The sequence below is a fragment of the Streptomyces lienomycini genome, assembly GCF_027947595.1.
Taxonomy (GTDB): domain Bacteria; phylum Actinomycetota; class Actinomycetes; order Streptomycetales; family Streptomycetaceae; genus Streptomyces; species Streptomyces lienomycini.
The window spans coordinates 5,427,928-5,446,702 of sequence record NZ_CP116257.1 but is presented as its reverse complement, the minus strand read 5'-3'; the positions used below and the strand labels follow the sequence as shown (position 1 = coordinate 5,446,702).

Below are 18,775 nucleotides of genomic sequence, written 5' to 3'. Positions count from 1 at the left end.
CAGCACGAGCCGCAGTGCTCCGCGGTACGTCGGTACCGCGCGGCACCGCGTGACGGTCACCCCGAGGGGTGGGCCCGGCGACGTCTCCTGACGGCACGCCGCCGGGCCCACCCCTCGGGTCGTGTCCGGCCGGGACACGGTAAGGATCTGGCCAACCACGGAGCGCCAACCTCATGCCCGAGCAGCGCCCCACCAGTGCGGAAGCGGCTGGCGGGAACACGGAGGACCGCCCGGGCCTTGAACCGGTAGGACGTCCGGCACGGCGCGCGGACGGCCCCGCCGATGGCGAGAACTGTGAGGTCGCGGCCACCGCACCGTGACATCGATGTGACGGCCGCGTGAAACGGTTTGCCGAACATGCGTAGGGTGCAGAGAACTCAACAGGAGGACGGCGCCCCGACAGGGGCCCGGCGGCGGCACGACGACGGGTGAAGGAGGGAGCCGGAGCGATGGGCGACCACAAAGATCAGCACCTCCGGGTGGGCGCGGCCGTACGGCGGCGGCGCCGGGCCCTCGAACTGACCCTCGCCGTGGTGTCCGAGCGCAGCGGCCTGTCCGTGCCCTTCCTGAGCCAGATCGAGAACGACCGGGCCCGGCCCAGCCAGAGCTCCCTCGAGAAGGTGGCCGACGCCCTGCGCACCACCGCCGTGGAGCTGCTCGCCGCGGCCGACCCCGCGTGCAGCGTCGACGTGGTCCGCGCCGAGGACCCCGACCCCGAGCTGGCGCCCAAGGTCCGCTCCCTGGTGCGCGGACACCACCAGATGCACGCCTCCGAGTTCACCGGCGACCACGACGCCGGGCGGGAACTGCAGTACCGCAACGACCAGTTGATGTTCGTCGCCGAGGGCGCCGTGGAGATCGAGGCCGAGGGCCGCGCCTACCGGCTGGGGCGCGGCGACACGCTGTACCTCACGGGTGGGGTGCGGCACCGCTGGCGGGCCACGGTGCCCGACACCCGGCTGATCGTCGTCGCCGTCGCCGAGCACATCGAGGCGGTCCGGGAAGGGCCCCGCAGGTGAGGGCGGGCCGGTGAGGGTCGTCTCCCTGGTGCCGTCGCTGACCGAGGCGGTGGCCCGCACCGTCCCCGGCGCCCTGGTCGGCGCCACCGACTGGTGCACCCGGCCCGCCGGCCTCGACGTCGTACGCGTCGGCGGCACCAAGAACCCGAGGACCGACCGGATCCTCGCGCTCGCCCCCGACCTGGTCGTCGCCAACGAGGAGGAGAACCGCGCCCCCGACCTCGACGCCCTGCGCGCCGGGGGCGTCGAGGTGCTGGTGACCGAGGTGCGCACCGTGCCCCGGGCCCTCACCGAGCTGGACCGGGTGCTGACCGCCTGCGGTGCCCCCTCCCGGCCCCGCTGGCTGGACGAGGCGGAGGCCGCCTGGTCCGACCCGCCCCCGCCCGAGCGGCGCGCCACGGCCGTCGTACCGATCTGGCGCAGGCCCTGGATGGTGCTGGGCCGCGACACCTTCGCGGGAGACGTCCTGGCCCGCCTCGGCGTCGACCACCTGTACGCCGCGCACGCCGAGCGCTACCCGAAGATCCCTTTGGACGCGCTGCGGGCGGCCCGCCCGGACGTGGTGGTCCTGCCGGACGAGCCGTACCGCTTCACCGCCGAGGACGGCCCGGAGGCCTTCCCCGGCCTGCCCTGCGCCCTCGTCGACGGGCGGTACCTCACGTGGTACGGGCCGTCACTGGCCGAGGCGCCCCGGGCACTGGCCGCGGCCCTGCGAGCAGCGCGCCGCTGAGCAGGCCCCGCGCGGTGCGCACGGCGGCCACGGCCCACGCGGCGACGAGGAGGGCGTACAGGGCGACGGAGAGCCCGTCGTAGACCACGAGCCCCGTCCGGCGGGCCAGTGCCTCGGCGCCGGTGACGCAGGTGCCCACCGGGAAGGTGAACGACCACCACGTCATCGAGAAGCCCATGCCCTCCCGCCCGGCCCGTACGACGTGCGCGGCGGCGAGCGCCAGCCACATCAGCGCGAAGCCCGTCACGGGCACCCCGTACAGCACGGCGAAGACCGAGAATCCCTCGGCGTACGGCCCCGGCACGACCCCCGGAGCCACGTCCGCGAACTTCCCCACGGCGGTCGTCGACTGCCCGAGCGGCCCGAGGACGAGGAACAGCGACGGGGTGAGCGCGAGCGGCAGCGGCCCGCCGGTGAGCAGCCGGCCGAAGATCACCGGCAGCGTCACCAGGGTCGCGAACAGACTCACCCCGAACATCGCGACACAGGCGAGCAGCAGCGTTTCGCGGGGCTGCCCCGCCGGCAGGTGCGGCACCAGCAGCGGTCCGACGGCCGCGGACACCATCGGCGCGACCAGCGGCAGCAGCCACACCGGGCTGGCCTGCCCCGGCTCGATCCGGTGGCGGACGGCCATCAGGTACGGCACGGCGACCGCCGCCGCGAGCCCGATCAGCGTTCCGGCGCCGAACAGCACGGTGTCCAGGGCGAGGGCGGCCGGGGTGCCGATCCAGTCCCGGCCGACGGTCAGGGCGCCGCCGCCGACGGCCAGCAGGGCCATCGACAGGCAGCCGTAGAACGGGGCCGCGGCCGGGTCGAGGAGGTGGGCGCGGGCCTGGTCGCGGTGGTGGAGCCAGTGCAGGGACCGTGCGGCGAGCAGGGCCACGAGCAGGACCAGCGACAGGGCCCAGACGGCGGTGCAGAGGGCGCGCAGGCCGGGCAGGTGCCCGGGCAGCGCGGCTCCCGCCGTGCCGACGATGGCGGTCCCCATGACGCAGGCGTACCAGTTGGGCCCGAGATGACGGACGGCCGGGAGCCGCCGGACGGCCGGGCCGGCGACGGGGGCGGAGGGAGACGAGGGAGGGCGGGGCTGGGCTGCGGTGACCATGCGTCCACGGTCCCGGCGGGCGCGTCACCTGACCAGGGGCCACGTTTCTATCAGGGCATAAGCTGAAGTTATGAGCAGGAGTGCGGGGAGCGGCGCGGGGAACGGCACGGGCGGTGGCGTGAGCCGCACGGAGGGTGCGCACGACGACCGGGCACGGTCCGGGGCGGGCTCGCTGGCGCACCGGGTGCCGGACCTCGGGGCGATGGAACTGCTGCTGGCGGTGGCCCGGCTGGGCAGCCTCGGCGGGGCGGCGCGCGAGCTGGGCATCACCCAGCCGGCCGCCAGCAGCCGCGTCCGCTCGATGGAACGGCAACTGGGCGTCGCCCTGGTGGACCGCTCGCCGCGCGGCTCCCGGCTCACCGACGCGGGCGTGCTCGTCACGGACTGGGCGCGGCGGATCGTGGAGGCCGCCGAGGCGTTCGACGCGGGCGCGCAGGCGCTGCGGGACCGGCGGGACTCCCGGCTGCGGGTGGCGGCCAGTATGACGATCGCCGAGTACCTGCTGCCCGGCTGGCTGGTCGCGCTGCGCGGCCAGCTGCCGGACACCGCGGTGTCGCTGCTCGCGGGCAACTCGGCCACGGTCGCCGAGCGCCTGCTGGCCGACGACGCCGACCTGGGCTTCGTGGAGGGGCTGAGCGTGCCCTCCGGCCTCGACTCCGCGGTCATCGGCCACGACCGGCTCATCGTCGTGACCGCGCCGGGCCACCCCTGGGCCCGCCGCAGGCGCCCGCTGGCGGCGGCCGAACTGGCGGCGACGCCGCTGATCCTGCGGGAGACGGGCTCGGGCACCCGGCAGGTCCTGGACGCGGCACTGGGCGGCCTGGCCCGCCCCCTGATCGAGCTGTCGTCGACCACGGCGGTGAAGGCCGCCGCGGTGGGCGGCGCCGGACCCTCCGTCCTCAGCGAACTCGCCGTCGGTGAGGAACTGACCACCCGCCGCCTGGTCAGCGTCCCCGTGGCGGACGTCGTCCTGGCCCGCGACCTGCGAGCCGTCTGGCCCACCGGCCACCGCCCCACGGGCCCGGCCCGTCAACTGCTGTCCCTGACCCGGGCGTAGGAGGCCGTGAGCCGTGCGGCCCGCCGGTCGCCGGTGGGACCCGCTCAGCCCGCGCGTGCCGCGTCCACCAGCGCCCGCATCACCCGTACGTCCTCGCCCATCTCCGGATGCCACTGCACCCCCAGGACCCAGCCGGCGGCGGACGGCGGTTCCACGGCCTCCACGGTGCCGTCCGCCGCGTGTGCCGACGCGACCAGGCCGGTGCCGAGCCGGTCCACCGCCTGGTGGTGGTACGTCGGCACGAACGTCTCCTCCGGCACGGCACCGGCGTACCGCGTCCCCGGCACCGGGCGGACCGGGTGGTCTCCGATCACGCCCACCGCCTCGGCGTGCCCCTCGATGTGCTGGACGAGGGTGCCGCCCAGGGCGACGTTGAGCAGCTGCATGCCCCGGCAGATGCCCAGCAGCGGGACGCGCGCGGCCAGGGCCGCGTCGATGAGCGCCAGCTCCCAGGTGTCCCGGGCGGGGGCCGGCGGGCCGGTGCGCGGATCGCGCTCGGCGCCGTAGCGGAACGGCTCCACGTCCGGGCCGCCCGCGATCACCAGCCCGTCGACGCGGGCGACGACCGCGGCGGCGTGCTCGGGCTCGTCCGGCGGGAGCATCACGGCCAGTCCGCCCGCCCGCCGCACCAGCCGCGGGTAGCCGGCCGGCAGCAGCGCCGCCTCCAGCTCCCACACGCCCCAGCGCGCCGCGGACTCCAGATACGTGCTGACACCGATCAGCGGCCTGTCCGCCATCCACCCTCCAGAACATCCGACCAGGTAAATCCGATCAGGTAATGGGCTGCGTCCACACCTTTGCCGCAGCGCGCCGCCACGGCAAGGCGGTCACGTCAGGAACCCGCGCAGCAGCGCCGCCGTCCCCGCGCAGTGCTCCCGCGCGATCTCCCGCGCCCCGTCCGCGTCCCCGTCCAGCACCGCCGCCACCAGCGCGGCGTGCTGGCGCTGGGAGTGCTCCAGGTTGCGCACCAGCAGCGGGATGCAGTCCAGCAGGTCGTTGAGGGTCGCGCGGACGGCCGCGTACTGCGCCGCCAGCGCCGGGGAGCCGCACAGCTCCGCGAGGGTGAGGTGGAGCATCGTGTCCAGCCGCCGGTACTGCGCCAGCGGCGCCTCCCGCGTCCCCGCCAGCGCCTGCCGCAACCGTGCGGCCCGGGCGTCCGTCAGCCCGTGTGCCGCGCACAGCCCGGCCGCGCCCACCTCCAGCACCTCCCGGAAGCGCAGCACGTCCTCGATGTCGACCCCGGCCACCCGGCGCCGCAACTCGTCCCCGCCGCCGCCGTCCGCGCGGGGCAGCACGAACGTTCCGCCGTACCGCCCGCGCCGCGCCTCCACCAGCCCCTGGTCCTGGAGCACCCGCAGCACCTCGCGCAGCGTCACCCGGCTGATCCCCAGCCGCTCCGCCAGCTCCCGTTCGGCCGGCAGCCGCTCGCCGCCCGCCACCAGACCGAGGCGCACGACCTGGAGGATCTGCTCCAGCGCCTCCTCGAAGCCGTTCCCGGCCCGCACCGGCCGCAGTACCGGCGCCAGCCGGTCCGTCACGCTCCCGCCACTCCCGACGGATTCCTCCCGCACGCGGCCGCGCCCCCTTCCCAACCAAAGGTTCCCGGCCATACCTTATGGCTCCCGGCCAGAAGGAGGCCCGCCCGTGGCAGACCGCACACCCCCGCTCGGGGTCGAGGAACTGCACGCCCTCGTCGCCGCCGGTGACATCGACACCGTCGTCCTGGCCTTCCCCGACATGCAGGGCCGCCTCCAGGGCAAGCGGTTCGCCGCCCGCTTCTTCCTCGACGAGGTCCTGGCCCACGGCACCGAGGGCTGCAACTACCTCCTCGCCGTCGACGCCGAGATGAACACCGTCGACGGCTACGCGATGTCCTCCTGGGACCGCGGCTACGGCGACTTCGCGATGCACGCCGACCCCGCCACCCTGCGCCGGCTGCCCTGGAACGAGGGCACCGCGATGCTCGTCGCCGACCTCGCCTGGGAGGACGGCTCCCCGGTGCTCGCCGCGCCCCGCCAGATCCTGCGCCGCCAGCTGGAGCGGCTCGCCGGACACGGATACACCGCGCAGGTCGGCACCGAGCTGGAGTTCATCGTCTTCCGGGACACCTACGAACACGCCTGGGACGCGGGCTACCGCGGCCTGACCCCGGCCAACCAGTACAACGTCGACTACTCCGTCCTCGGCACCGGCCGCGTCGAACCCCTGCTGCGCCGCATCCGCAACGAGATGGCCGGCGCGGGCCTCACCGTCGAGTCGGCGAAGGGCGAGTGCAACCCCGGCCAGCACGAGATCGCCTTCCGCTACGACGAGGCCCTCGTCACCTGCGACCAGCACGCCGTCTACAAGACCGGCGCCAAGGAGATCGCCGCCCAGGAGGGCATGTCCCTCACCTTCATGGCCAAGTACAACGAGCGGGAGGGCAACTCCTGCCACATCCACCTCTCGCTCGCCGACACCGGGGGCGACAGCGTGATGGCCGACGGGGCGGGCATGTCCGACGTCATGCGGCACTTCCTCGCCGGACAACTGGTGGCGCTGCGCGAGTTCTCCCTCCTCCACGCCCCGCACATCAACTCCTACAAGCGCTTCCAGCCCGGCTCCTTCGCCCCGACCGCCGTCGCCTGGGGCCACGACAACCGCACCTGCGCCCTGCGCGTCGTCGGCCACGGCCGCTCGCTGCGCTTCGAGAACCGGCTCCCCGGCGGCGACGTCAACCCCTACCTCGCGGTGGCCGGCATGGTCGCCGCCGGACTGCACGGCGTCGAGCAGCGGCTGGAGCTGCCCGAGCCCTGCCCCGGCAACGCGTACGCCGCCGACTACGAGCACGTCCCCACCACCCTGCGCGAGGCCGCCGAACTGTGGGAGAACAGCACCCTCGCCAAGGCGGCCTTCGGGGACGAGGTCGTCGCCCACTACCGCAACATGGCCCGCGTCGAACTGGACGCCTACGACGCCGCCGTCACCGACTGGGAACTGCGCCGCTCCTTCGAACGCATGTGAGGCCCCCTTGTCGCACGAGTTCCACGAGTCGCCCGAACTGGTCGTACTGAACCCCGCCACCGAAGAGGTCGTCGCCACCGTCCCCGCCGCCACCGCGGCCGACGTGGACGCCGCCGTCGCACGCGCCGCGCGGGCGCAGACCGCCTGGGCCGCCCTCGCCCCCGGCGACCGGGCCCGGCTGCTGCGCCGCTTCGCCGCCGGTGTCGACGCGCACCTGGAGGAGCTGGCCCGACTGGAGGTCGCGGAGGCCGGGCACGTCATCGGCAACGCCCGCTGGGAGGCCGGCAACGTCCGCGACCTGCTCGACTACGCCGCCGGGGGAGTGGAGCGGCTCACCGGACGCCAGATCCCGGTCGCCGGCGGCCTGGACGTCACGATCCTCGAACCCCTCGGCGTCGTCGGCGTCATCGCCCCCTGGAACTTCCCGATGCCCATCGCGGCCTGGGCCACCGCACCGGCCCTCGCGGCGGGCAACGCGGTCCTCCTCAAGCCCGCCGAGACGACCCCGCTCACCGCGCTGCGCCTGGCCGAACTCGCCCTGGCCGCAGGCCTTCCCGAGGGCCTGTTCCAGGTGCTGCCCGGGCACGGGCCGGTCGCGGGCGACGCGCTCGTCGAGCACCCCGGCGTCGCCAAGATCGTCTTCACCGGGTCCACGGCCGTGGGCCGACGGGTGGCCGCCAAGGCCGCGGCGCTGCTCAAACCCGTCACCCTCGAACTCGGCGGCAAGAGCCCCAACATCGTCTTCGCCGACGCCGACATCGAGGCCGCCGCGGCCGCCGCGCCCATGTCCTTCCTCGACAACAGCGGGCAGGACTGCTGCGCCCGTACCCGCGTCCTCGTCCAGCGGTCCGTGTACGACCGCTTCCTCGCCCTCCTCGCCCCCGCCGTCGAAGCCGTCCGCGTCGGCGACCCGGCCGACGAGAGCACCGACATGGGCCCGCTGATCTCCCGCGCCCAACTGGACCGCGTCCGCTCCTACGTCCCCGACGACGCCGCGGGCATCCGCGGCAAGGCACCCGAGGGCGGCCCCGGCTTCTGGTACCCGCCGACCGTCCTCACCGGCGTCGACGCGCACGCGCGCGTGGCCGTCGAGGAGGTCTTCGGGCCCGTCGCCGTCGTCCTGCCCTTCGACGACGAGGCCGACGCGGTCCGCCTGGCCGACGCCACCGCCTACGGCCTGTCCGGCTCGCTGTGGACCCGGGACGTCGGCCGCGCCCTGCGCGTGTCGAGTGCGCTCCGCGCCGGGAACCTGTCCGTCAACTCCCACGCGAGCGTGCGCTACTGGACGCCGTTCGGCGGATTCAAGCAGTCCGGCCTCGGCCGCGAACTCGGTCCGGACGCGCTGACCGCGTTCACCGAGACCAAGAACGTCTTCATCAGCAACACCCCATCGAGCACGGAGGGCCCCGCACAGTGAGCGAAGACATCGTCTGCCGCAGGCTCGTCGGCCGTACCGCCGTCGTCACCGGGGCGGGCAGCGGCATCGGCCTCGCCGCCGTCCGCAGGCTCGCCTCCGAGGGCGCCCACGTCGTCTGCGGCGACGTGGACGAGACCCGGGGCAGGGCGGCGGCCGAGGAGACCGGCGGGATCTTCGTCAAGACCGACGTCACCGACCCGGAGCAGGTCGAGGCGCTGTTCGCGGCGGCGTTCGACACCCACGGCAGCGTCGACGTCGCGTTCAACAACGCCGGGATCTCGCCGCCCGACGACGACTCCATCCTGGAGACCGGCCTGGAGGCGTGGAAGCGCGTCCAGGAGGTCAACCTCACCTCCGTCTACCTGTGCTGCAAGGCCGCCATCCCCTACATGCGGCGCCAGGGCCGGGGGTCCGTCATCAACACCGCCTCCTTCGTGGCCCGGATGGGCGCGGCCACCTCGCAGATCTCGTACACCGCCTCCAAGGGCGGCGTCCTCGCCCTGTCCCGCGAACTGGGCGTGCAGTTCGCACGGGAGGGCATCCGCGTCAACGCGCTCTGCCCGGGACCGGTCAACACCCCACTCCTCCAGGAGCTGTTCGCAAAGGACCCGGAGCGCGCCGCGCGCCGCCTGGTGCACATCCCCCTCGGGCGGTTCGCCGAGGCCGAGGAGATCGCCGCCGCCGTCGCCTTCCTGGCCAGCGACGACTCCTCGTTCGTCAACGCCACCGACTTCCTGGTGGACGGCGGGATCTCGGGGGCGTACGTCACACCGCTGTAGCACGGCGCTGACGGCGTCCTACAGTGCCGGGATGAGCATGACGCCGCCGCCCGGCTGGTACCCCGACCCGTCGGCCCCGCACCAGGAACGCTGGTGGGACGGCACGGCCTGGACGCAGCACCGGCGGGCCACCGCACCCCTCGGGTTCGGGCCCGCCGAGGGACCGCCGGTACCGTACCCGCCGCCGGAGCAGTCGGACGGCGGCCGCGGGAAGGCCGTCGCCCTCACCACCGCCGCGGCCGTCCTGGTGGCGGCGATCGTCGCCGGCGTGCTCGTCCTGGACGAGGACGACGGCGGCCCCGGGGCACGGACGCCGGCGGTCACGGCGAGCGCCACCGGCCCCTCGCCGGTGAGTGACCCGCCGTCCCCCTCGCCCACCCCGTCCGAACCCTCCGCCGACGACCCCGCGGTGGTCGAGGACCAGCTCAACGGCGTCACCTTCCCCCTGCCGGACGGCTGGGTCAGGCCGCGGCACGTCACCGAGGACGACGTCATGATGACCACCGACGGCACCTACGACTGCCCCGCCGACGGCAGCGTGTGCCGGCACGGCCTCGTCGTCTCCCGCACCGTCACGGCGAACGCCGAGTCCTCCCCCCGGGTCCTGGCCCGGCAGGACATCGAGGACGCGGCCGACGACGCCTACGACCGCGACGTGGTCGGCAACAGACCCTTCGGCGGCATCGAGTCCCACGAGGAGGTGGCGTCCGGCCCCGTCGCCGTCGCCGGACGCGCCGGGTACTACGTGCGCTGGCGCGTGACGACGAACAAGGGGCCCGGCGGCTACGTGCAGTCGCTGGTGTTCCCCTCCACCGTCGGCACCGAGTCCCCGGTCCTCGTCCGCTACGTCTTCGACGCGGGCGAGGACGGGCCGCCGCTGGCCGACATGGACCGGATCACCAAGGGCATCCGGCCCGTCGGCGACGCGGCCACGGGCGGCGGCGTGGGCAGCGGCATCGGCCCCACCGACTGACCGACGGAGCCCGTGGGGTCACAGCACCTAGAGGAAGGTGAGTCCCTCGCCCCGGTACGTCGGCACCGTCGCCGTCACCGCGTCCCCCTCCACCAGGTGCAGCGCGTCGAACCGCTCGCACAGCTCACCGGCCTTGGCGTGCCGGAACCACACCTTGTCGCCGATGAGCAGGTCGTCGGCGGGCGTCCCCAGCAGCGGCGTCTGCACCTCGCCGGCGCCCTCCTGGGGGTCGTAGCGCAGCCCTTCGGGCAGATACGGCACCGGCAGCCGGTCGGCACCCGCCGCGCCGGACGCCGGATATCCGCCGCCGAGCACGGTCACCACGCCGACGCCCGGCCGCCGTACGACGGGCTGCGCGAACAACGCCGCCGGACGGCCGCGGAACGACGTGTAGTTGTCGAACAGCCGCGGCACGTACAGCCCGGACCCGGCGGCGATCTCCGTGACCGCGTCCTCGGCGGCGGTGTGCTGCACGCTGCCCGTGCCGCCGCCGTTGACGAACTCCAGGCCGGGCGCCACGGCCCGGACCGCCCGCACCACGGCGGCCCGCCGCTCGGCCAGTTCCCGGCGCGCGGCGGCCTGCATCAGCCGCACCGCCCGCGACCGCAGCGGCCGCCCGGCCACCGCGTCCCCGACACCCGCGACATGACCCTCGTACGCCATGATGCCGACGACCTCGAACCCGGGCCGGCGGGCCACCGCGCGGGCCAGCTCGGCGACCTCGGCGGGGGAGTGCAGCGGGGAGCGGCGGGCCCCGACCCGCACCCGTCCGCCGAGCAGCCGGAGCGAGGTGTCCAACTCCAGGCAGACCCGCACGACTTCGCGGCCGCCGTCGCGCGCCGCGTCGACGAGGTCCAACTGCGCCGGGTCGTCGACCATCACGGTCACGGCGGCGGCGAGCTTCGGATCGGCGCTCAGTTCGGCGTATCCGGCACGGTCCGCCGAGGGGTAGGCGAGCAGCACGTCCTCGAAACCGGAGCGCGCCAGCCACAGGGACTCGGCCAGCGTGAACGACATGACGCCCGCGAAGCCGTCCCTGGCCAGGGCGCGTTCCAGCAGCGCACGACAGCGTACGGACTTGCTGGCAACCCGGATCGGTTTCCCGCCGGCCCGGCGGACCAGGTCGTCCGCGTTGGCGTCGAAGGCCGCCAGGTCCACGATCGCCACGGGGGCGTCCAGATGGGCGGTGGCCCGGTCGTAACGGGCCCGGTCGGTGGCACGCGCAGTCATGGACGCAGCCTGCCAGACAGGATTACCGCAGGGTAGGGGGACGATCCGGGCCAATGCCACCGGCGCGCGGACTGGTTCCCCCTCGGGCGGGGTCACGCCGTAGAGTGACGCGCACGCACGGCGGGCCCGACCCCGGCGGCGGGGCCCCGGAGCCCGCGCCGGGATGGCGGTCCGCCCACGCGGGTATGCGTGTCCGGGACGGATCGTTCCGCGCCGGGCCCGGGGGCAGGGGACCACGACACCGGCCCGCGTCGGAGAAACGGGCCGGGCCCGAGGAAACGGGGGGTGCATGAGCACGGAAGCGCGCCGCGCCTCCCTTCCCCCACACCCCGAAACCCCGCCGGGCCCCGAGACACCGCCGCATCCCGAGCCGCCGTCGCGCCCGGAAACCCCGCCGCGTTCGGAGACGCCGCCTCGTCCGGAAATGCCGTCGCGTCCTGAGACGCCGCCTCGTCCGGGAATGCCGTCGCGTCCGGGGTCCCGGTCGGAGTCCGAGCCGCCGTCGGGTTCCGGGACGCCGCCTCGTCCGGGGTCCTCGCCGCGTTCCGAGACGCCGCCCTACCCGGGTGCCCCGCCGCGTCCCGGTGTCCCGCCCCGTCCGGCGCGGGCGCCGGGTGAGGGCGGTGGTGAGCAGGGCGTCCCGACGCCCGACACCCGACTGCGCACCGGTGTCGGCTCCGACCCGGTGGGCGAGGACGCCCAGGGGCGGCCCACGGCGTCGGGCGACGGCAGCGCGGCGACGCCCGTCTCCCCGGACCGCGGCACCGAGGGCTCCCGGCACCGCAACCCGCTCTTCCGGCTCGGCACCCCCGGTCCACCGAGCCCGCGCCCCCGCCGCCCCGCGCCTCCGCCCGCTTCCCCGACACGGCGCCGAGCGTCGGCCGCGGGGCCCCGGACCGGAGCGGCGTGCCGCAGGAGCCGTCCCGTCGCACCGACCCTCCCGCGGAGACCCCGGCGGAGACGACCACACGCCTGCGCCCGATCCCGGCGACGGCGACGGCAGCGGAGGCGGAACCCGGCCCCGCCTCGGGACGGATGCCCGCACCCGCCGCCGGATCGGCGCCCCGCACCCGCGCGGGGCGGCCCCCGCCCCCTTCTCCGACCCGGCGTCCGCCGTACCCGACGCCGCCTTCGCGTGGAACGCGCCGGACGGCACCGCGACACCTCCTGGAGACGGGCGGCCCCGGGTGTCGTTCGGGGAGCCCGAGGGGTACGACGGCTCGGCCCGCCCCCGTCCGCTCGGTGGGCGCCCGCGTCCCCAGGTCGTCGCCGCGGCCGTCTGCCTCGTACTCGGAGCGGGGCTGCTCACCGGAGCCGTCACCGGCAGCTGGCTCGCCGGGGACCCCGGCGACGAGGGCGCGCGCAGTGCCTTCACCGAAGCCCGCGACCTGTGGCACAGCGTTCCCGTCGACCAGCTCTTCCCGCCCACCGTCCAGGGCCGGGGCGCCGGCCCCGGCGGAGCCGACCGCACCTGGACGCGGGTCGCAGTCGCCCCGGACGGCGACTGCGCCGGAGCCTTCGACCGGCTGCTGGCCAAGGTGCTCGACCCGGTCGGCTGCGCCCGCCTGCTGCGCGCCACCTACACCGACGCCACCCAGAGCCACGTCACCACCGTCGGCCTGCTCTTCACCAAGGCCGACGCCGCCGCCATGACCTCGCTGGCGGGCCGCTTCGACAAGGAGGGCCTGGGCCGCCGGGACGACCTCATGCCACTGCCGTACGCCGTCAAGGACACCGTCGCCGCGGACTTCGGCGCGCGGCAGCGGGCCGCGTGGACCGTCTCCGTGCTCACCGACGCCCCCGTCGTCGTCTACGCCGTCTCCGGCTGGGCCGACGGCCGCACCGTCGACGAACCCCAGCCCGCCGAGGAGGCGACCGAGTCCGGCGCCACGTCGGCACCCGCCCAGGCCGGCCTCGGCCACGAGGCGCAGGGCCTCGCCGACCGCGTCGAACGCGCCCTGCGCAAGAACGTCGGCCCGGCCACGGAGCACCCGTCGTGAACGCCCCCCGAAGCCCCCGACCCCCCCGAACCATCCGGACCATCCGCCCCCGCCGGTCCACCCGCCGCACCGGCGGCGCCGTGAGCCTGCTCCTCGCCGCCGCCCTCGTCATCGTCCCGGCACCCGCGGCGCACGCCGACGGCATCCGCGCCCAGCAGTGGGCCCTGGACGCCCTGCACACCCAGGACGTCTGGCGCACCACCAAGGGCGCGGGCGTCACCGTCGCCGTCCTGGACACCGGCGTCGAGGCCGACCACCCGGACCTCGCCGGAAACGTCCTCGCCGGCAAGGACCTGGTCGGCTTCGGCGCGAGCGAGGGCGACCGCTCCTGGGCCCGGCACGGCACCGCCATGGCCGGGATCATCGCCGGTCACGGGCACGGCATCGGCGACACCGAGGGCGTCATGGGCATCGCCCCGGAGGCGAGGATCCTTCCCCTGCGCGTGATCCTGGAGGACGGCGACCCCTCCCGCGCCAAGGCCCGCAAGACCCGCGGCAACGCGCTGGCCGAGGGCATCCGCTGGGCCGCCGACCACGGCGCCGACATCATCAACCTGTCCCTCGGCGACGACTCCGCCTCCGCCCACCCCGAACCCGCCGAGGACGAGGCCATCCAGTACGCCCTGAAGAAGGGCGTGGTCGTCGTCGCCTCCGCGGGCAACGGCGGCGAGAAGGGCGACCACGTCTCCTACCCGGCCGCCTACCCGGGGGTGATCGCCGCGACCGCCGTCGACCGCTACGGCACCCGCGCCTCCTTCTCCACCCGCCGCTGGTACGCCACGGTCAGCGCCCCCGGCGTCGACGTGATCATCGCCGACCCGGACCACCGCTACTACGAGGGCTGGGGCACCAGCGCCGCCTCCGCGTTCGTCTCCGGCGCCGCCGCCCTGGTGAAGGCCGCCCACCCCGGTCTCACCCCGGCCCAGGTCAAGTCCCTGCTGGAGGACTCCGCACGCAACGCCCCCGCCGAGGGCCGCGACGACTCCCGCGGCTTCGGCTTCGTCGACCCGGCCGCCGCCATCGAGGCGGCCGGACGGCTGAAGCCGGAGGGCCTGAAGGCCGCGGCGTACGACGACGAGTACTTCGGCTCGGGACCGGCCGCCCCCGCGTCCGACGACGACACCTCCGCCTGGGCGGCCCCGCTGGCCGGCGGCGCGGGCGGCGTCCTGGTCGTCGCGGCCGTCGTCCTGTGGCGGGGCCGCCGCGAACGCCACGACGACTTCTGAACACCGCCGCGGCCCCCGGGTCCGGCCGCGGCTAGCCGGTGAACACGGCCACCGCCGCCCGCGCCGCCGCCTCGGTCAGCGAGATGCCCTCCGCCTGCGTGCCGCTGCCCCGCGACACCACCGCCACCAGGTAGCCGTGGCCGCCCGACTCGACCCGGCCGATGCTGTTGACGACCCACAGCCCGGTGGTGCTGCGCCGCAGCCAGCCGTTCTTCAGCGCCCACGCCGAACCCCCGCCCCCACCGCCGTCGTCGGCCGGGTCGGCCGCGGCCGACACACCCCACCGCTGACCGACGGAGATCCGCCCCATCATGCCCCGCACATACGCTCGCGACGCCTCACTCAGCCGCGAACCGTCCGCCACGAACACCTGCCGCAGCAGCGCCACCTGGTCGGCGGCCGTGGTCTGCGTCAGACCCCACAGGGGGCCGTCGCCACCCGCGGTCCCCGTCAGCCCGAAGCGCTCGTTGGCGGCGTCGAGCCCGTCGGCCGCACCGATCGCCCGCCACAGCGCGGACGCCGAGTCGTTGTCACTGTCCTCGATCATCGCGACGGCGTACGTCCTCTCCCGCGCGGTCAGCGAACGCCCCGCGTCCTGCGCCCGCAGCAGCAGCGCCGCCAGGATGTCCACCTTGACGACGCTCGCGGTGTCGAAGACCCCCGTGCCGTACGAGGCGCCCTCGCCGGAGTCCGGGTCGAGCACCGCCACCGACACCTCGGCGCCGTCCGCCACCGCCACCGACGCCATGGCCGCGGCCAGCCGCGCGTCACGGTCCACCACCGGCTCGACCGTCTCCACCGATGCCTCCCCGCCCGAGGGTGCCGAGGCGGACGACGATACGGCGCCGCCCGCGTCCGGACGCGCGTGGCCCTGCCAGTACACCGCGCCGGTGGCCGTGGCGCCGACGACGGCGAACGCGGTCAGCGCCGACCACACCGGGACACGGCGCCGGTGCCGCCGCCGTCGTCGCCGGTGCCGCCGGGTTCCGGGGGACTCCATGGCGATGATGGTCCGGGCGGTTGCTGTGCGAGGCGTGGGACGGACGTGAGAACCGGGTCGGAGAACCGTGAGAGGCCGATGAGTGGCGCCGAAGACGGGTGCATGACGGGTGAGGCGAGCGGAACCGTTCTCGACCCGGAGTCGCCCGCCGGCGGGGGACGCGTCGGCGAGCTGATCCGTACGCTGGATGCCGCCCTGCGTCCCGCGCCCGCCGCACGGGGCCCGCGACGAGCCGCCGACGCCCTGGACTAGGGTCGGGGACCGTGGCGAACAAGAACATTCCCGACTCCGCCTTCTCCGACGACGACGGCTCCGCCGACCCCCGGCTGAGCGCCGCGCTCGCCGCCTGGGCCGAGGACCGCAGCGCCGTGACCCCGGTGCTGGAGGCGCTCAAGGGCGCCCGGCTGCTGGTGCCCGTCGTCGCCGTCCTCGGCGAGGTGGAGGAGGACGCGAACGGGCTGCGCCGCGAGAAGACCAGCGACATGGCCGTACCGACCCTGAAGGCCGGCGACCGCACCGCACTCCCCGCGTTCACGTCCACCGAGTCGCTCGCCCGCTGGGACCCCGCGGCCCGCCCCGTCGCCGTACCGGTGCACCAGGCGCTGCAGGCCGCCGCGCACGAGAAGGCGGACACCGTCGTACTGGACCTGGCCGGGCCGGTGCCGTTCGAGCTGACCGGGGCGGTGCTGCTGGCCCTCGCCGAGGGGCGTACGACGACCGACCCGCTCGCGGACCCGGCCGTGGGCGAGGCCGTACGCGCCGCCCTGGCCGTCGAGCCCGCCGTGCTCCGCGCCCACCTCGGGCCGGGACGGGCCGACGGCACCCTGGCGCTGGTCCTCGACCCGGGGGCCGACGCGGCGACCGCCGCCCGCGCCGTCGCCGAGCGGCTGGCCGCCGACGACACACTGAGGGCCCGCCTGGTGCGCGGCCTCGACCTGGCACTGCTGCCGGCCGGGGCGACGCCGCCGGGCGAGCCCTTGTACGTGCGGGGGTAGCTCCGGGTGCGCGGGCGGCACCTCAGCCGTAGATCGCGCCCGTGTACTTCTCGCCCGGACCCTGGCCCGGCTCGTCCGGGACGAGCGAGGCCTCGCGGAAGGCCAGCTGCAGCGACTTCAGACCGTCGCGCAGCGGCGCCGCGTGGAACGAGCTGATCTCGGTCGCGGTGGCGTCCAGCAGACCGGCCAGCGCGTGCACCAGCTTGCGGGCCTCGTCCAGGTCCTTGTGGGCGTCGCCCTCCTCGGTCAGGCCCAGCTTCACGGCGGCGGCGCTCATGAGGTTCACGGCCACCGTCACGATCACCTCGACCGCCGGGACCTCGGCGATGTCGCGGGCCATGGCGTCGAAGTCGGGGTTCGCCGAGGACTCAGCAGGGGTCTCACTCATGCCGCACACGATAGGCGCAGCGCGGGGCCCGTCCCCACTCGGTCCCGGTTAGCCCTTCCCCCGCCGAACTGCTAACCTTGTGTAACGACCGGTCGGACACGTACGCCCACGGCAGCGGATCCGGCCCACAAGTGGAGGCTTCGAACTCCCACCTGGCCGTCCTCCGGGCGGCGGGTCACCGGTCAGGCGGTCCCGTCCAGCGGCGGCGACCAGCCCGAAAGCGCGCCCCGCGGTCATCGCGGCGGTGCTCCGGTAGCAGTTCGAGGAGCCCCGCCTGTGATCGTCCGGGGCATTTTTCATGTGCCGGCGCGGTTAGGTCTATCGAACACAGACGTTACGCGGCTGTCCGCCAGACCGCCGCGTGGTGCTACCGAGGAGGATCCATCAGCGCCGAGCCCCGCATCAACGACCGGATTCGCGTTCCCGAGGTGCGACTTGTCGGTCCCAGCGGCGAGCAGGTCGGGATTGTCCCGCTTGCCAAGGCCCTGGAGCTTGCGCAGGAGTACGACCTCGACCTCGTCGAGGTCGCGGCGAACGCCCGTCCGCCCGTGTGCAAGCTCATGGACTACGGGAAGTTCAAGTACGAGTCGGCCATGAAGGCCCGTGAGGCGCGCAAGAACCAGGCGCACACGGTCATCAAGGAGATGAAGCTCCGGCCGAAGATCGACCCGCACGACTATGACACCAAGAAGGGTCACGTCGTCCGGTTCCTCAAGCAGGGCGACAAGGTCAAGATCACGATCATGTTCCGTGGCCGCGAGCAGTCCCGCCCCGAGCTGGGCTACCGACTGCTGCAGCGTCTCGCGGAGGACGTCCAGGACCTCGGCTTCATCGAGTCGAACCCGAAGCAGGACGGCCGAAACATGATCATGGTTCTCGGTCCGCACAAGAAGAAGACCGAGGCGATGGCCGAGGCCCGCCAGGCGCAGGAAGCGCGCAAGGCGGACGCGAAGGCCAACCCCGGCAAGTCGCAGAACGCCGCGGAGACCGAAGGCGAGGCCGCCGAGGCTCCGGCCGAGGCACCTGCCGAGGCACCCGCCGAGGCGTGACCCCCGGGGGCGTCAGTCCCCAGGACCCAGACCGATACAAGAGCGACGCTCCACCCCGTGCCCGGTTTCACGACCGGGCACCGGAGCGCCACCGACGAGGAGAGAACGGCGCTATGCCGAAGAACAAGTCGCACAGCGGTGCCAGCAAGCGCTTCAAGATCACCGGCTCCGGCAAGGTGCTCCGTGAGCGCGCCGGCAAGCGCCACCTGCTCGAGCACAAGTCGTCCCGCGTGACGCGTCGCCTCACCGGCAACGCCGAGATGGCCCCGGGCGACGCCGCGAAGATCAAGAAGCTTCTCGGCAAGTGACGTACGGGCGCCACTGAGCGCCGTACGGCAGGACCGGGACCCCATCAACACCGGGCCGCGTGAGGACCACCGCGGCCCCGCTACAAGGAGTTAACAAGTGGCACGCGTCAAGCGGGCAGTCAACGCCCACAAGAAGCGCCGGGCGATCCTCGAGCAGGCCTCCGGCTACCGCGGTCAGCGTTCGCGCCTGTACCGCAAGGCCAAGGAGCAGGTCACCCACTCGCTGGTCTACAACTACAACGACCGCAAGAAGCGCAAGGGTGACTTCCGCCAGCTGTGGATCCAGCGCATCAACGCCGCTGCCCGCGCCAACGGCATCACGTACAACCGCTTCATCCAGGGCCTGAAGGCCGCCAACGTCGAGGTCGACCGCAAGATCCTCGCCGAGCTGGCCGTCAACGACCCGAACGCGTTCGCCGCGCTCGTCGAGGTCGCGCAGAAGGCGCTGCCGAGCGACGTGAACGCGCCGAAGGCCGCGTGACGCTGCGCCGGCTTG

20 protein-coding genes are annotated in these 18,775 nt (G+C 74.7%); 14 read left to right on the top strand and 6 right to left on the bottom strand.

Annotated features, from left to right (window positions below; translation table 11 throughout):
- Nucleotides 1-449: 449 nt before the first annotated feature.
- Together BJ961_RS24810 and BJ961_RS24805 are read left to right on the top strand one after the other, a co-directional pair.
- Nucleotides 450-1,019, top strand: a complete 570-nt coding sequence (locus tag BJ961_RS24810; protein ID WP_271415004.1) for a helix-turn-helix domain-containing protein — start codon at nucleotides 450-452, stop codon at nucleotides 1,017-1,019.
- 10 nt (nucleotides 1,020-1,029) lie between these two features.
- Entirely contained in the window at nucleotides 1,030-1,749 is a 720-nt protein-coding gene (locus BJ961_RS24805; protein ID WP_271415003.1) for a helical backbone metal receptor, read from the top strand.
- Here BJ961_RS24805 and BJ961_RS24800 read toward each other — a convergent pair.
- The gene (locus BJ961_RS24800) at nucleotides 1,676-2,854 is read right to left on the bottom strand and encodes a TDT family transporter (RefSeq protein WP_271415002.1); all 1,179 of its coding nucleotides are present in this window, start codon (nucleotides 2,852-2,854) and stop codon (nucleotides 1,676-1,678) included. The genes BJ961_RS24805 and BJ961_RS24800 overlap by 74 nt on opposite strands.
- A gap of 70 nt (nucleotides 2,855-2,924) precedes the next feature.
- Here BJ961_RS24800 and BJ961_RS24795 point away from each other — a divergent pair, with 70 nt between their 5' ends.
- Nucleotides 2,925-3,911, top strand: coding sequence for a LysR family transcriptional regulator (locus BJ961_RS24795; RefSeq protein WP_271415001.1), 987 nt, complete (start codon nucleotides 2,925-2,927; stop codon nucleotides 3,909-3,911).
- 44 nt (nucleotides 3,912-3,955) lie between these two features.
- Here BJ961_RS24795 and BJ961_RS24790 read toward each other — a convergent pair whose 3' ends face one another.
- Both BJ961_RS24790 and BJ961_RS24785 read right to left on the bottom strand, forming a co-directional pair.
- Nucleotides 3,956-4,648: a gamma-glutamyl-gamma-aminobutyrate hydrolase family protein gene (locus tag BJ961_RS24790; RefSeq protein WP_271415000.1), complete on the bottom strand. Its 693-nt coding sequence runs from the start codon at nucleotides 4,646-4,648 to the stop codon at nucleotides 3,956-3,958.
- Between the two features lie 90 nt (nucleotides 4,649-4,738).
- Nucleotides 4,739-5,449, bottom strand: coding sequence for a FadR/GntR family transcriptional regulator (locus BJ961_RS24785; RefSeq protein WP_271414999.1), 711 nt, complete (start codon nucleotides 5,447-5,449; stop codon nucleotides 4,739-4,741).
- Between the two features lie 106 nt (nucleotides 5,450-5,555).
- Here BJ961_RS24785 and glnA4 point away from each other — a divergent pair, with 106 nt between their 5' ends.
- The 4 genes from glnA4 to BJ961_RS24765 are packed head-to-tail and all read left to right on the top strand — an operon-like array spanning nucleotide 5,556 to nucleotide 10,083.
- Nucleotides 5,556-6,914, top strand: coding sequence for a gamma-glutamylethanolamide synthetase GlnA4 (gene glnA4 / locus BJ961_RS24780; RefSeq protein ID WP_271414998.1), 1,359 nt, complete (start codon nucleotides 5,556-5,558; stop codon nucleotides 6,912-6,914).
- Nucleotides 6,915-6,921: 7 nt separating this feature from the next.
- Nucleotides 6,922-8,331, top strand: coding sequence for an aldehyde dehydrogenase family protein (locus BJ961_RS24775; RefSeq protein ID WP_271414997.1), 1,410 nt, complete (start codon nucleotides 6,922-6,924; stop codon nucleotides 8,329-8,331).
- Complete coding sequence (locus tag BJ961_RS24770; RefSeq protein WP_271414996.1) at nucleotides 8,328-9,110, top strand: 3-oxoacyl-ACP reductase; 783 nt, start codon at nucleotides 8,328-8,330, stop codon at nucleotides 9,108-9,110. The genes BJ961_RS24775 and BJ961_RS24770 overlap by 4 nt, the downstream gene beginning before the upstream one ends.
- A 37-nt stretch (nucleotides 9,111-9,147) precedes the next feature.
- Nucleotides 9,148-10,083, top strand: a complete 936-nt coding sequence (locus tag BJ961_RS24765) for a DUF2510 domain-containing protein (protein WP_271417159.1) — start codon at nucleotides 9,148-9,150, stop codon at nucleotides 10,081-10,083.
- A gap of 27 nt (nucleotides 10,084-10,110) precedes the next feature.
- Here BJ961_RS24765 and BJ961_RS24760 read toward each other — a convergent pair whose 3' ends face one another.
- Nucleotides 10,111-11,313 (bottom strand): amino acid deaminase/aldolase, encoded by a 1,203-nt coding sequence (locus BJ961_RS24760; protein WP_271414995.1) that lies wholly within the window; start codon nucleotides 11,311-11,313, stop codon nucleotides 10,111-10,113.
- Nucleotides 11,314-12,500: 1,187 nt separating this feature from the next.
- Between BJ961_RS24760 and BJ961_RS24755 the strand changes: the two genes are divergently transcribed.
- A complete protein-coding gene (locus tag BJ961_RS24755) occupies nucleotides 12,501-13,313 on the top strand; it encodes a hypothetical protein (protein ID WP_271414994.1) in 813 nt (270 codons plus the stop codon).
- A gap of 32 nt (nucleotides 13,314-13,345) precedes the next feature.
- Entirely contained in the window at nucleotides 13,346-14,539 is a 1,194-nt protein-coding gene (gene mycP, locus BJ961_RS24750) for a type VII secretion-associated serine protease mycosin (protein ID WP_381161340.1), read from the top strand.
- 31 nt (nucleotides 14,540-14,570) lie between these two features.
- On the opposite strand, the gene BJ961_RS24745 is transcribed toward mycP, so the two are convergent.
- Nucleotides 14,571-15,539, bottom strand: a complete 969-nt coding sequence (locus tag BJ961_RS24745) for a serine hydrolase (protein ID WP_271414993.1) — start codon at nucleotides 15,537-15,539, stop codon at nucleotides 14,571-14,573.
- Between the two features lie 102 nt (nucleotides 15,540-15,641).
- Here BJ961_RS24745 and BJ961_RS24740 point away from each other — a divergent pair, with 102 nt between their 5' ends.
- Together BJ961_RS24740 and BJ961_RS24735 are read left to right on the top strand one after the other, a co-directional pair.
- Nucleotides 15,642-15,791: a hypothetical protein gene (locus BJ961_RS24740; protein WP_271414992.1), complete on the top strand. Its 150-nt coding sequence runs from the start codon at nucleotides 15,642-15,644 to the stop codon at nucleotides 15,789-15,791.
- 11 nt (nucleotides 15,792-15,802) lie between these two features.
- Entirely contained in the window at nucleotides 15,803-16,534 is a 732-nt protein-coding gene (locus BJ961_RS24735; RefSeq protein ID WP_271414991.1) for an SseB family protein, read from the top strand.
- 22 nt (nucleotides 16,535-16,556) lie between these two features.
- Here BJ961_RS24735 and BJ961_RS24730 read toward each other — a convergent pair whose 3' ends face one another.
- The gene (locus BJ961_RS24730) at nucleotides 16,557-16,922 is read right to left on the bottom strand and encodes a DUF1844 domain-containing protein (RefSeq protein WP_271414990.1); all 366 of its coding nucleotides are present in this window, start codon (nucleotides 16,920-16,922) and stop codon (nucleotides 16,557-16,559) included.
- Between the two features lie 383 nt (nucleotides 16,923-17,305).
- On the opposite strand from BJ961_RS24730, the gene infC reads away from it, so the two are divergent.
- The 3 genes from infC to rplT all read left to right on the top strand — a co-directional run bounded on the left by infC (nucleotide 17,306) and on the right by rplT (nucleotide 18,760).
- Nucleotides 17,306-17,971 (top strand): translation initiation factor IF-3, encoded by a 666-nt coding sequence (gene infC, locus BJ961_RS24725; RefSeq protein ID WP_271417157.1) that lies wholly within the window; start codon nucleotides 17,306-17,308, stop codon nucleotides 17,969-17,971.
- Nucleotides 17,972-18,084: 113 nt separating this feature from the next.
- Nucleotides 18,085-18,279, top strand: a complete 195-nt coding sequence (gene rpmI, locus BJ961_RS24720) for a 50S ribosomal protein L35 (RefSeq protein WP_003977225.1) — start codon at nucleotides 18,085-18,087, stop codon at nucleotides 18,277-18,279.
- A 97-nt stretch (nucleotides 18,280-18,376) separates the two neighbouring features.
- Nucleotides 18,377-18,760 carry a 50S ribosomal protein L20 gene (gene rplT / locus BJ961_RS24715; RefSeq protein ID WP_003977226.1) on the top strand — a complete coding sequence of 128 codons (384 nt, stop codon included), beginning with the start codon at nucleotides 18,377-18,379 and terminating at the stop codon, nucleotides 18,758-18,760.
- Nucleotides 18,761-18,775 lie beyond the last annotated feature (15 nt).